This window comes from Enterobacter sp. R-25 (assembly GCF_049913205.1).
GTDB lineage: Bacteria > Pseudomonadota > Gammaproteobacteria > Enterobacterales > Enterobacteriaceae > Enterobacter > Enterobacter ludwigii.
This window is the reverse complement of record NZ_CP183982.1, coordinates 2784555-2797490: the sequence shown is the minus strand read 5'-3', so window position 1 is coordinate 2797490 and position 12936 is coordinate 2784555. Positions and strand designations below refer to the sequence as shown.

Annotated in this window: 14 protein-coding genes; 8 read left to right on the top strand and 6 right to left on the bottom strand. The window is 54.3% G+C overall.

The window, feature by feature from the left end:
• Positions 1-59: 59 nt before the first annotated feature.
• From tsaB to rnd, 4 genes are all read left to right on the top strand, one after another.
• Positions 60-755, top strand: a complete 696-nt coding sequence (tsaB, locus tag ACN9MQ_RS13400) for a tRNA (adenosine(37)-N6)-threonylcarbamoyltransferase complex dimerization subunit type 1 TsaB (RefSeq protein ID WP_014170589.1) — start codon at positions 60-62, stop codon at positions 753-755.
• A gap of 37 nt (positions 756-792) precedes the next feature.
• The gene (locus tag ACN9MQ_RS13395; protein WP_020883430.1) at positions 793-1374 is read left to right on the top strand and encodes a Slp family lipoprotein; all 582 of its coding nucleotides are present in this window, start codon (positions 793-795) and stop codon (positions 1372-1374) included.
• Between the two features lie 202 nt (positions 1375-1576).
• On the top strand, positions 1577-3262 hold the full coding sequence (fadD, locus tag ACN9MQ_RS13390; RefSeq protein ID WP_032669980.1) for a long-chain-fatty-acid--CoA ligase FadD: 1686 nt from the start codon (positions 1577-1579) through the stop codon (positions 3260-3262).
• Between the two features lie 83 nt (positions 3263-3345).
• The gene (gene rnd / locus ACN9MQ_RS13385) at positions 3346-4461 is read left to right on the top strand and encodes a ribonuclease D (RefSeq protein WP_426021113.1); all 1116 of its coding nucleotides are present in this window, start codon (positions 3346-3348) and stop codon (positions 4459-4461) included.
• 78 nt (positions 4462-4539) lie between these two features.
• Here rnd and minE read toward each other — a convergent pair whose 3' ends face one another.
• The 3 genes from minE to minC are packed head-to-tail and all read right to left on the bottom strand — an operon-like array spanning position 4540 to position 6356.
• Positions 4540-4809, bottom strand: coding sequence for a cell division topological specificity factor MinE (gene minE, locus ACN9MQ_RS13380; RefSeq protein ID WP_008500504.1), 270 nt, complete (start codon positions 4807-4809; stop codon positions 4540-4542).
• Positions 4810-4812: 3 nt separating this feature from the next.
• Positions 4813-5625, bottom strand: coding sequence for a septum site-determining protein MinD (gene minD, locus ACN9MQ_RS13375; protein WP_014170584.1), 813 nt, complete (start codon positions 5623-5625; stop codon positions 4813-4815).
• Between the two features lie 23 nt (positions 5626-5648).
• Complete coding sequence (gene minC / locus ACN9MQ_RS13370) at positions 5649-6356, bottom strand: septum site-determining protein MinC (RefSeq protein ID WP_020883433.1); 708 nt, start codon at positions 6354-6356, stop codon at positions 5649-5651.
• 124 nt (positions 6357-6480) lie between these two features.
• Here minC and ACN9MQ_RS13365 point away from each other — a divergent pair, with 124 nt between their 5' ends.
• The 3 genes from ACN9MQ_RS13365 (at position 6481) to ACN9MQ_RS13355 (ending at position 8000) form a co-directional block, all read left to right on the top strand.
• Positions 6481-6756 (top strand): YcgL domain-containing protein, encoded by a 276-nt coding sequence (locus ACN9MQ_RS13365; RefSeq protein ID WP_020883434.1) that lies wholly within the window; start codon positions 6481-6483, stop codon positions 6754-6756.
• 47 nt (positions 6757-6803) lie between these two features.
• Complete coding sequence (locus tag ACN9MQ_RS13360) at positions 6804-7463, top strand: fumarylacetoacetate hydrolase family protein (protein WP_020883435.1); 660 nt, start codon at positions 6804-6806, stop codon at positions 7461-7463.
• 93 nt (positions 7464-7556) lie between these two features.
• Positions 7557-8000, top strand: coding sequence for a YcgN family cysteine cluster protein (locus ACN9MQ_RS13355; RefSeq protein WP_020883436.1), 444 nt, complete (start codon positions 7557-7559; stop codon positions 7998-8000).
• A gap of 27 nt (positions 8001-8027) precedes the next feature.
• Here the strand turns inward: ACN9MQ_RS13355 and dsbB are convergent, their stop codons facing one another.
• Positions 8028-8558: a disulfide bond formation protein DsbB gene (dsbB, locus tag ACN9MQ_RS13350; RefSeq protein WP_020883437.1), complete on the bottom strand. Its 531-nt coding sequence runs from the start codon at positions 8556-8558 to the stop codon at positions 8028-8030.
• A 143-nt stretch (positions 8559-8701) separates the two neighbouring features.
• On the bottom strand, positions 8702-10240 hold the full coding sequence (gene nhaB / locus ACN9MQ_RS13345) for a sodium/proton antiporter NhaB (RefSeq protein WP_426262639.1): 1539 nt from the start codon (positions 10238-10240) through the stop codon (positions 8702-8704).
• A gap of 201 nt (positions 10241-10441) precedes the next feature.
• On the opposite strand from nhaB, the gene fadR reads away from it, so the two are divergent.
• Positions 10442-11161 carry a fatty acid metabolism transcriptional regulator FadR gene (fadR, locus tag ACN9MQ_RS13340; protein ID WP_025203875.1) on the top strand — a complete coding sequence of 240 codons (720 nt, stop codon included), beginning with the start codon at positions 10442-10444 and terminating at the stop codon, positions 11159-11161.
• A gap of 67 nt (positions 11162-11228) precedes the next feature.
• On the opposite strand, the gene ACN9MQ_RS13335 is transcribed toward fadR, so the two are convergent.
• Positions 11229-12761 carry a SpoVR family protein gene (locus tag ACN9MQ_RS13335; protein ID WP_020883440.1) on the bottom strand — a complete coding sequence of 511 codons (1533 nt, stop codon included), beginning with the start codon at positions 12759-12761 and terminating at the stop codon, positions 11229-11231.
• Positions 12762-12936: the final 175 nt, after the last annotated feature.

The window sequence follows — 12936 nt, the reverse complement described above, 5'->3', positions numbered from 1 at the left end:
GTGAGTATGCTAAGATGCGCGCCATTTTGTGACTGACCATTGCGAGAGCGCGACGACTGATGCGAATTCTGGCTATTGATACCGCGACAGAGGCCTGTTCTGTTGCTCTGTTGAACGACGGTGCTATCTCTGCTCATTTCGAAGAGTGCCCACGAGAACACACCCAACGCATTCTGCCTCTGGTTAAAGAGATTTTAACCCGGGGCAACACCACCTTAACCGACCTCGACGCACTGGCCTTTGGCCGTGGCCCCGGCAGCTTTACGGGCGTACGCATTGGAATTGGCATTGCGCAGGGGCTGGCGCTGGGCGCAGAACTGCCGATGATCGGTGTTTCTACGCTGGCAACCATGGCGCAGGGCGCATGGCGCATGACCGGGGCAACGCGCGTTCTGGCGGCCATTGACGCCCGAATGGGAGAAGTTTACTGGGCAGAATACACCCGCGATGAAAACGGCATCTGGCACGGTGAAGAGACCGAGGCAGTCCTCAAGCCGGAAGCGGTGACCGAGCGGCTGAAACAGCTGTCCGGCGAGTGGGCGACAGTAGGCACCGGCTGGCCGGCATGGCCAGAGATGGCTAACGGTACCGGGATCACGCTGACAGACGGCAACATGCTTCTGCCCGCCGCAGAGGATATGCTTCCCATCGCCTGCCAACTGCTTGAGGCGGGCAAAACCGTGGCCGTTGAGCATGCGGAGCCGGTTTATTTGCGAAACACCGTCGCGTGGAAGAAACTTCCAGGCCGGGAATGAATCTCAGTAACAGGAACTGAGAAAAAGGAGTCGCATCATGGCGGTTCAGACTAAAGTTGTACGCCTTTTTATGGCAGGCGCAGTGGCCATAGCACTGAGCGGATGCGTTTCCGTTCCTGATGCGATTAAGGGCAGCAGCCCCACGCCACAGCAGGATCTGGTTCGCGTGATGAATGCGCCTGAGCTTTACGTCGGCCAGGAAGCGCGCTTTGGCGGCAAGGTTATCGAGGTGCAAAACCAGCAGGGGAAAACCCGTCTGGAGATTGCCACCGTTCCGCTGGATAGCGGTGCGCGGCCGATCCTTGGCGAACCTTCCCGCGGGCGTATTTATGCCGACGTTGGCGGTTTTCTCGACCCGGTCGATTTTCGCGGACAGCTGGTCACCGTCGTCGGCCCGATTACCGGTTCGGTAGAGGGCAAAGTCGGCAACACGCCGTATAAATTTATGACCATGCAGGTCAACGGGTATAAGCGCTGGCGGCTGACACAGCAGGTCATCATGCCACCTCAGCCGATGGATCCGTGGATGTGGGGTCCACATCCTTATCGGTATGGCTACCCGGGCTGGGGCTGGTATAACCCGGGGCCTGCACAGGTTCAGACAATCGTTACTGAGTAACTCCCTGTAATTGTTAGAAAAGAGACAGCGGCTCAGCCGCTGTCTCTGTTTTTTACGAATAAAACGAAAAAAAAGAGTGACGCGCTTCGCAACCTTAAATCTGAACAATTAATAAACTGGTACGCTGAGTTAATATAATGTTAACAAACTGTTTATTATCGGGGTTGTGATGACGACGAACACTCATTTCAGAGGTGATGCATTGAAGAAGGTTTGGCTTAACCGTTATCCCGCAGATGTTCCTGCCGAGATCAATCCTGACCGTTATCAATCCCTGGTTGAATTGTTTGAACACTCGGTGAGGCGTTACGCAGACCAGCCTGCTTTTGTGAATATGGGCGAGGTCATGACGTTCCGTAAACTTGAGGAGCGTAGTCGGGCGTTCGCCGCCTATCTGCAGGAAGGGCTGGGGCTGCAAAAAGGGGACCGCGTCGCGCTGATGATGCCGAACCTGCTGCAATACCCGGTGGCGCTGTTCGGTGTCCTGCGTGCCGGGATGATTGTTGTCAACGTTAACCCGCTGTATACGCCGCGGGAGCTGGAGCATCAGCTCAACGACAGCGGTGCCGCCGCCATTGTGATTGTCTCTAACTTTGCCCACACGCTGGAAAAAGTGGTCGACAAAACCCAGGTTAAACACGTTATCCTGACGCGTATGGGGGATCAACTCTCTACCGCCAAAGGCACACTGGTTAACTTTGTCGTCAAATACATCAAACGTCTGGTGCCGAAATACCACCTGCCGGACGCGATCTCCTTCCGCAGTGCGCTGCAGGCGGGCTACCGCATGCAATACGTTAAACCGGAAGTGGTATCAGAAGACCTCGCGTTTCTGCAGTACACCGGCGGCACAACGGGTGTGGCTAAAGGTGCCATGCTGACCCACCGTAACATGCTGGCAAACCTTGAGCAGGTGAATGCCACCTACGGACCGTTGCTGCACCACGGAAAAGAGCTGGTGATCACCGCGCTTCCGCTTTATCACATCTTCGCGCTGACCATGAACTGTCTGCTGTTTATTGAGCTGGGCGGTCAAAACGTATTGATCACAAACCCGCGCGATATTCCGGGGCTGGTGAAAGAGCTGGCGAAATATCCGTTCACCGCCATGACCGGGGTGAATACGCTGTTTAACGCGCTGCTCAACAACAAAGAGTTCCAGAAGCTCGATTTCTCCACGCTGCACCTCTCTGCGGGTGGTGGTATGCCGGTTCAACAGGCCGTTGCCGAACGCTGGATGAAACTGACGGGTCAGTATTTACTGGAAGGCTATGGCCTGACGGAGTGCGCCCCGCTGGTCAGTGTGAACCCGCACGATATCGACTATCACAGCGGAAGCATTGGCCTGCCGGTTCCGTCGACGGAAGCCAAACTGGTTGATGATGACGATAACGAAGTGGCGCCAGGTGAACCGGGCGAACTCTGTGTCAAAGGACCGCAGGTGATGCTGGGCTACTGGCAACGTCCCGATGCGACCGATGAAATTATCAAAGACGGCTGGCTGCACACCGGTGATATCGCCGTGATGGATGAAGAGGGCTTCCTGCGTATTGTCGATCGTAAGAAAGACATGATCCTGGTTTCCGGTTTCAACGTCTACCCGAATGAAATCGAAGATGTGGTGATGCAGCACAGCGGCGTGCTCGAAGTGGCTGCCGTAGGCGTCCCTTCCGGGAGCAGCGGCGAGGCGGTGAAGATTTTTGTGGTCAAAAAAGATCCTTCTCTTACGGAGGAGGCGCTGATCACCTTCTGTCGTCGTCAGCTGACTGGCTACAAGGTGCCGAAGCTGGTTGAGTTTCGCGAGGAACTGCCGAAATCGAATGTCGGAAAGATATTACGACGAGAATTACGTGACGAAGCCCGTGGCAAAGTAGACAATAAGGCCTGAGCTTCACGCTAATCGCCCAGACGCCGGTTAAGCCGGCGTTTTTTATGGGCGCAAACAAAAGAGAATCCGTTTTGAATTACCAGATGATCACGACCAACGACGAGCTGGCTTCGCTGTGCGAAGTGACGCGCGACTTTCCTGCCATTGCCCTGGATACCGAGTTTGTCCGCACCCGGACCTACTATCCGCAGCTGGGGTTGATTCAGATGTACGACGGTAAACACGTGTCGCTGATCGACCCGCTCGGCATTACCGACTGGACGCCGATGCGTGACCTGCTGCTCGATACTGCGGTAACGAAATACCTGCACGCAGGCAGTGAAGATCTGGAAGTCTTTTTGAATACTTTTGGCGTCATGCCACAACCGTTGATTGATACGCAGATCCTCGCGGCCTTCAGTAATCGACCGCTCTCATGGGGCTTTGCCGCCATGGTTGAGGAGTATACGGGCCTGACGCTGGATAAAAGCGAATCCCGCACCGACTGGCTGGCACGCCCATTAACCGAGCGTCAACTGGAATACGCGGCGGCAGACGTGTTTTACCTCCTGCCGATTGCCGGCCAGCTGATGAAAGAGGCGGAAGCGTCAGGCTGGTTGCCCGCCGCGCTGGATGAGTGCCGAATGACGCAGCAGCGTCGTCAGGAAGTGGTTGATCCGAAACAGGCCTGGCGCGATATCAGTAACGCCTGGCAGCTGCGTACGCGTCAGCTGGCGTGTCTGCAGCTGTTAGCGGAGTGGCGTTTGCGTAAAGCACGCGAGCGCGATCTGGCCGTTAACTTTGTGGTACGCGAAGAACACCTCTGGGCGGTCGCGCGGTATATGCCGGGCAGCATGGGCGAACTGGACAGCATCGGGCTTTCCGGCAGCGAGATCCGTTTCCACGGTAAAACCCTGCTTGCGCTGGTGGCAAAAGCGCAGGAAATGCCGGACGAAGCACTGCCGGAGCCACTGCTGAATCTGATGGATATGCCGGGCTATCGCAAGGCGTTCAAGGATATCAAAGCGCTGGTGCAGGACGTCGCGACGCAAAGCAAACTGGGCGCGGAACTGCTGGCGTCACGCCGTCAGATTAACCAGCTGCTGAACTGGCACTGGAAGCTGAAACCTCAGAATGGTTTGCCGGAAATGATGGCGGGCTGGCGCGGGGAATTGATGGCCGATCGCCTGAATACTGTGCTGGAAGGTTATCCGCGATAATGAAAATGCCGGGTCATGCTGACATGCCCGGCACATTTCCCCGGCGGCATACGCTTACCGGGGATACACAATCCCGAACTACGGACGTGACTCTTCGGCTTCCGGGAGCGTAACGTTCAGCTCCAGAATCGAAATATCCCCGTCTTTTTGCTCCAGCTGCACCGTGACCATCTCCGGGTCAATCTGCACATACTTACAGATCACTTCCAGGATGTCCTTACGCAGCTGCGGCAGGTAGTGTGGCTCGGCGTCACTACGACGACGCTCCGCAACGATGATTTGCAGTCGTTCTTTTGCGATGTTGGCGGTGTTCTTTTTCCGCGAGAGAAAAAAGTCCAGTAATGCCATAACTTATCCTCCGAACAGGCGTTTGAGGAAACCTTTCTTCTCTTCTTCAATGAAGCGGAAAGGACGTTCTTCTCCCAGCAGACGGTCAACGGTATCCGCGTACGCTTTACCTGCATCTGCCATTGTATCCAGGATCACTGGCTCGCCCTGGTTAGAGGCGCGCAATACGGATTGATCTTCCGGGATCACGCCGACCAGTTTGATGCGCAGGATCTCCAGCACGTCTTCCATGCTAAGCATGTCACCTTTGTTCACGCGACCCGGGTTATAGCGGGTCAGCAGCAGGTGCTCTTTAATGGGTTCTTCGCCATTTTCCGCACGACGCGATTTGGAGGCGAGGATCCCCAGAATACGGTCCGAGTCACGCACGGATGAGACTTCAGGGTTGGTGGTGATGATGGCTTCATCAGCGAAGTAGAGTGCCATCAGGGCGCCCGTTTCGATGCCGGCAGGGGAGTCACAGACAACGAAGTCGAACTCCATTTTTTTCAGCTCGTCGAGCACCTTTTCCACGCCTTCACGGGTCAGGGCGTCTTTATCACGCGTCTGAGAAGCCGGAAGGATGTAGAGGTTTTCGGTGCGCTTGTCTTTAATCAGCGCCTGGTTCAGTGTGGCGTCGCCCTGAATGACGTTCACGAAGTCATAGACCACGCGACGTTCACATCCCATGATCAGGTCGAGGTTACGCAGACCGATATCGAAATCGATAACGACGGTTTTCTTTCCCTTCTGGGCCAAACCAGTAGCGATGGCCGCGCTGGAGGTGGTCTTGCCAACGCCTCCTTTACCCGAAGTAACAACAATAATGCGTGCCATAGAAATTCCTTGTTAAAAAGGGATCAATTCAACGGTTGAACGGTCAACGCGTCGTCTGCCAGTCGCAGACGAGCCGCTTTGCCATAAAATTCGGCTGGGATCTTGTCGCTCAGCCAATATTCACCTGCGATGGACACCAGTTCCGCCGTCAGATGAGTACAAAATATTTGCGCATCCCTGTCACCACTTGCACCCGCGAGCGCACGCCCACGCATCATACCGTATACGTGAATATTGCCATCTGCAATCAGCTCTGCGCCAGCGCTGACGTGGCTTGTAACAATCAGATCACAGTTTGGTGCATAAATGCGCTGACCGGAACGAACCGGCACATCAATCAATCGCGTTTTTGTGACAGGTGTAACGTTTTGCACCGGAGGAGGAGGCGTTTGGACTGCCGCAGGGGCAGGACGCGCGGCTTTTTCTTTGCCTTCGGTCAGAATGGGCAGACCCGCACGGTCAATTTCTGCTTTCAGCTCAGCATCTTTGCAGCCGCTGATACCGACGATACGCAGCCCGGTCGCGGCCACGGCTTGCTGGAGAAGTTTCCAGTTAACCGGTGCATCCAGACCACTGACATTCACGACGACGGGGGCATGTTTCAGAAAAGCGGGAGCCTGCGCAATTTTGTCTTCTAACGCCTGACGAATAACCTCGGGTTTTGCATCATGCAAATGTACCACTGATAAGGTGAAGCTACTGCCTTTAAGCTCGATTGGCGTGTTTGACATCCTGGCCTTACTCAATTTGCTATTAACCGCAACACCGCCGTTGCGATATTCCGAAGAGTATCAGGCATGTTATAGTCAGGAGTATATTGAGGCAAGCAACCACCCATTAATTCAGAGTAAAAACATGTTTTGTGTGATCTACAGAAGTACAAGTCGTGACCAGACCTATCTTTATGTCGAAAAGAAAGACGATTTTTCGCGCGTACCTGAAGAATTAATGAAGAACTTTGGCCGACCTCAGCTGGCGATGCTGCTGCCGCTGGATGGCCGTAAGAAACTGGTCAACGCCGATCTGGAAAAAGTGAAAACCGCATTAGCGGAGCAAGGCTATTATTTACAACTCCCGCCACCACCCGAGAATTTATTAAAACAGCATCTTGAGGTGAACGGGAAAAAATAGTCCCGGCTGTTTTCGGGGTTAACACATCAACCGTTTAGGGGTCGTACATGTATCAACATCATAACTGGCAAGGTGCATTACTGGATTATCCCGTCAGCAAAGTGGTCTGCGTAGGCAGTAACTATGCCAAACATATTCAGGAGATGGGCAGCGCGACGCCAGACGAGCCGGTCCTGTTCATCAAGCCAGAAACCGCGCTGTGCGACATTCGCCAGCCGCTGGCGCTGCCGCAGGGGTTGGGGTCGGTGCATCATGAAGTGGAACTGGCCGTGCTGATTGGCGCGACGCTGCGTCAGGCCTCCGAAGAGCATGTGCAAAAGGCGATTGCCGGATACGGTGTCGCGCTCGACCTGACCCTGCGTGATGTTCAGGGCAAAATGAAGAAAGCGGGGCAGCCGTGGGAAAAGGCCAAAGGGTTTGATAACGCTTGCCCGATCTCCGGTTTTATTCCGGTAAGTGAATTTACCGACGATCCGCAGAACACCCCGCTCAGCCTGAAGGTTAACGGCGAGATCCGCCAGCAGGGCACCACGGCAGATATGATCCATAAAATTGTGCCGCTGATTGCCTACATGAGCCGCTTCTTTACCCTGAAACCGGGCGATGTGATCCTCACCGGTACGCCAGAAGGTGTCGGCCCGCTGCAGGCCGGTGACGAACTGGACGTCAGTTTTAACGGCCTGTCACTGAAAACTCGCGTGCTGTAAAAGCATCTTGCCGCCTGAAGAGGGCGGCAAAACTTGCAACAACGTGCCAGACTCGTTATAAGGTGCGCTCTCTTTTGACGTGTGGACATCCTGATGAACAACATTCCTTTCTGGCAAAGCAAAACTCTCGACCAAATGACAGACGTGGAGTGGGAATCGTTGTGTGACGGTTGCGGGCAGTGCTGCCTGCATAAACTGATGGATGAAGATTCGGACGAAATCTATTTCACCAACGTTGCCTGCAAGCAGCTGAACATCAAAACCTGCCAGTGTCGCAACTATGAGCGTCGCTTCGAGTACGAGCCGGATTGCATCAAGCTTACCCGTGAGAACCTGCCCACCTTCGAATGGCTGCCGCATACCTGCGCCTATCGTCTGCTGGCGGAAGGCAAAGACCTGCCAAAATGGCACCCGCTGCTGACGGGCTCCAAAGCGGCGATGCACGGTGAACGCATCTCTGTGCGTCATATTGCGGTGAAAGAGTCAGAGGTGCAGGACTGGGAAGATCACATCATGAATCATCCCAACCGTGGATAAGAAAAAACCCGCCGAAGCGGGTTTTTTTTACCTGCCAAACAGGTCGCGTTTCTTGGGTTTGAACGGCTGTGCGATGAGCACCAGTAGCGCCACAATGAAGTAGGCCACAAAAATCCCCACCAGCCACTGCGGCATCTCAAGGCTCAGGAATTCCCACTGGCGCACAGAGCAGTCACCGGAAGCAACAAACACCTGCGGCAGCCATTTATCAAGCGGCAGCCAGCTCGGGAAGCGGGCGGCGAAATCACAGGTCATAAAAGGTGACGGATGCAGTTGCATCATGGTGTGCTGCCAGGAGAGCTCAATACCTTTCCAGGCGCTGTACAGCCAGATGGCAATTGCGGCATAGCGTAACGGCGATTTAGGGGCAATCGCACCCACCAGACCCGCACCCATAATGCCGAACAATGCACAGCGTTCGTAAATACAGAGTACGCAAGGCTGAAGTCCCATCACATGCTGGAACCACAGCGCGACCATTTCCAGCGCAAAGGCGGTCAGGGCCATTAACAACCACGCTCCGCGACCGCGAGAGCACTGGTTTAAAAATCTCAACATAATCATTTCCCTGGAACATGCTTAGAAAGCGCAGTGTAAACGAATTCGTTTTTCGCGCCACCTGTACCTGACGAAATAAAACGTAATTGGATGTTTATCGTGCGAAAAGGTAAACGGGCAGCAAGCTGCCCGATATATCAGGTTTACTGCGCGGCAAGTATACCCGCTTGTATCAACCATTGCGTACAGGGAATAAGGGTAATTTTGACGCAAAGCAATCCTACAAGCGTGAGCACCAGCGTATAGGGAAGCGCCATCCAGACCATTCGCCCATAAGAAAGACGTATGAGTGGAGCCAGCGCAGAGGTCAGCAGGAACAGGAACGCCGCCTGACCGTTGGGCGTCGCCACCGACGGCAGGTTGGTCCCGGTGTTAATTGCCACCGCCAGCAGTTCGAACTGTCCGGCGCTGATGACGCCTTGCTCTATGGCCGTTTTGGCCTCGTTGATGTAGACCGTGCCAACAAACACGTTATCCGAGATAGACGACAGCAGCCCGTTAAACAGATAAAACAGCGAAAACTGAGCATCCGGTGCCGCCTGCAAGACAAAGGTAATGATCGGCGCGAAAAGTTTCTGGTCGATGATCACCGCGACGACCGCAAAAAAGACGGCCAGCAGGGCGGTAAAGGGCAGGGCTTCCGTAAAGGCTTTGCCAATCGCATGCTCATCCGTCACGCCGGTAAAACTGGTGGCGAGAATAATCACCGACAGGCCAATTAAACCGACTTCGGCAAGATGAAACGCCAGCGCGGCGATAAGCCAGACGCCAATGACGCCCTGTGCAATAAGACGCAGTGTCTCCTGCCGTGTCCGCTGGCTACGGCTTTGCTGGTCGAATTTCTGCAGCTCCTGACGCACGGGCGCCGGAATATGCGCACCATAGCCAAAGAGGCTGAATTTCTCCACCACTACACAGGTCGCCAGACCGCACACCAGAACCGGTATGCTCACCGGTGCCATTCGCAGGAAGAAATCACCGAAATGCCAGCCCGCAGCTTTAGCAATGATCAGGTTTTGCGGTTCACCCACCATCGTCATCACGCCGCCCAGGGCGGTCCCGACGCCGGCATGCATCATCAGGCTGCGCAGGAAGGCGCGGAACTGTTCCAGTACCTCGCGGTGGTCATTATCCACCTGGCTGTCATCAAGCAGGTCATCGCCGGGACGTGAAGAGGCCACCCGGTGATAAATACCATAAAACCCGACCGCGACGCTTATCACCACGGCGACCACCGTCAGCGCATCCAGGAAGGCTGAAAGAAATGCCGCAGCCACGCAGAAAGCCAGCGACAAAAGCGTTTTTGAAGGAATGCTCAGCAGCAGGCGGGTAAAAATAAACAGCAGCAGCTGTTTCATAAAGTAGATGCCGGCCACCATAAACATCAGCAGCAGAATCACTTCAAGGTTTGAGGCCAGTTCTGCTTTTACATGCTCGGCGCTGGTCATCCCAATGACAACCGCTTCAATGGCCAGCAAACCGCCAGGCAGCAGGGGATAGCACTTCAGCGCCATGGCCAGGGTGAAGATAAACTCCGCGACCAGCAGCCACCCGGCAATAAACGGGTGCACAATAAAGATGAGAGGATTAACAACCAGGAACACCAGAAGTATCAGCTTGTACCAGTCGGGAGACTGGCCTAAAAAATTGCGCCACAACGCGCGCCCAAAAGAAATTTCCACGACAGACGTTCTTCCCCGTGAAGTAAAACAAAACATCAGTATACGCAAAAATCACGGCCTGGAGGGGGATTCGGCTGCAATGTAAATTTCATAAAAATGAAACGGCGATCCCTCTTTTCTCTCACTGCTGCGCTATCTGCCTCTGCGAGCCTCTGGTATGATGAGTGCAATTTGCTAAAGCTGTATAATGGAAATCTCACTATGGTCATTAAGGCGCAGAGCCCAGCGGGTTTCGCGGAAGAGTACATCATTGAAAGCATCTGGAATAATCGTTTCCCTGCAGGGTCCATTCTTCCGGCTGAACGCGAACTCTCTGAACTGATTGGCGTCACTCGCACCACGCTTCGGGAAGTGCTCCAGCGACTGGCGCGTGATGGGTGGTTGACGATTCAGCATGGCAAGCCAACAAAAGTAAACAATTTCTGGGAAACCTCCGGGCTGAATATTCTTGAAACGCTGGCGCGCCTCGATCATGAAAGCGTGCCGCAGCTGATTGATAATCTGCTCTCCGTGCGTACCAATATCGCCACCATCTTTATTCGTACGGCTTTCCGTCAGCACCCGGAAGATGCGCTCCAGGTTCTGGCCAGTGCCAACCAGGTGGAAGATCATGCGGATGCGTTTGCTACCCTTGATTACAACATCTTCCGCGGCCTGGCGTTTGCCTCCGGTAACCCGATTTACGGCCTCATCCTTAACGGCATGAAAGGGCTCTATACCCGTATCGGTCGTCACTACTTTGCCAATCCGGAAGCCCGCAGTCTGGCGCTGGGCTTTTACCACAAGCTGAGCGAGCTCTGCTCCACCGGTCAGCACGATCAGGTGTATGAAACCGTGCGCCGCTACGGCCGCGACTCCGGTGAAATCTGGCACCGGATGCAAAAAACGCTGCCGGGTGACCTGGCCATCCAGACCCGCTAAAAGAAAAAACCTCTCAGCTGAGAGGTTTTTTTTCGCCCTGACGCGGGCGTTTCGGTTCAGGCAGGCACTACAGCGTATTCATCCGCGTCGGGCAGCGCTCCAGCAGCTCCACGCTACCGTCTTCATTCTGCTGCTCCAGCAACACGTCAAAGCCCCACAGGCGATGCACATGCTTCAGCACCTCTTTGCGCCCTTTATCCAGCGGGGCACGGTTGTGCGGGATGTAGCGCAGCGTCAGAGAGCGGTCACCGCGGAGATCCACGTTCCATACCTGAATATTGGGTTCAAGATTGCTCAGGTTGTACTGGGAAGAGAGGCGAGAGCGGATCTCCCGGTATCCCTCTTCATTATGAATCGCTGAAATTTCCAGGAAGTTGTTACGGTCATCATCCAGCACGGTGAAGAAGCGGAAATCGCGCATGATCTTCGGCGACATAAACTGGCTAATAAAGCTCTCATCCTTGAAATCGCGCATCGCAAAATGCAGCGTTTCCAGCCAGTCCGAACCGGCAATATCCGGGAACCAGTATTTGTCCTCTTCCGTTGGCGACTGACAGATACGTTTGATGTCCTGGAACATCGCAAAGCCGAGAGCATACGGGTTGATGCCGCTGTACCACGGGCTGTTGTAAGGCGGCTGGAACACCACGTTGGTATGGCTGTGGAGGAATTCCATCATAAACCGTTCGGTGACTTTCCCCTCGTCATACAGATGGTTGAGGATGGTGTAATGCCAGAATGTCGCCCAGCCTTCGTTCATCACCTGCGTCTGTTTTTGCGGATAGAAGTACTGGCTGACCTTACGCACAATGCGCAGGATCTCACGCTGCCATGACTCCAGCAGCGGCGCATTCTTCTCCATAAAGTAGAGCAGGTTTTCCTGTGGCTCAGACGGGTAGCGGCGCGCCTCAGCGACAGCTTTCTCTTCTTCACGCTTAGGCAAGGTGCGCCACAGCATATTCACCTGGCTTTGCAGATACTCCTCGCGGCTTTTCTGCCGGGCTTTCTCCTCCTGCAGGGAAATTTTCTGCGGCCGTTTGTAGCGGTCTACGCCGTAGTTCATCAGCGCATGGCAGGAGTCGAGCAGTTTCTCCACTTCATCGACGCCGTAGCGCTCTTCGCAGTCGGTAATGTATTTACGGGCGAAGATCAGATAATCGACGATCGAGCTGGCGTCCGTCCAGCTGCGGAAAAGATAGTTATTCTTGAAGAAAGAGTTGTGCCCGTAGCAGGCATGCGCCATCACCAGCGCCTGCATGGTAATGGTGTTCTCTTCCATCAGGTAAGCGATACACGGGTTGGAGTTGATGACGATTTCATACGCCAGCCCCTGCTGGCCGTGTTTATACAGCCGTTCCGTTTCAATAAATTTCTTACCAAACGACCAGTGCGGATAATTGATCGGCATCCCGACGCTGGAATAGGCATCCATCATCTGTTCGGAGGTTATGACTTCAATCTGGTGAGGATAGGTATCCAGGCGATAGAGTTTTGCTACCCGGTCGATTTCAGCGAGGTAGACATCCAGCAACTCAAAGGTCCAGTCGGGTCCATCGCTGAGACGTGTGTTGTCCTTGTTCAGGGAATCAATAGTAGCCATTAGCGCGCCCTCGTTGTGGGTGCTCTCTCTGTCTGGAGAGCCTCCTTTCAAGCATAGATCAACGTGTTAAAAAGCGTGCTGGAGCAGAAATTTTTTCTTTACGATTTCCCGTTTTCAATACGGTAAAAAAAGCGGTTCATGCAGAGTTTTATGCTGGTTAAAAATAACGCGCAGC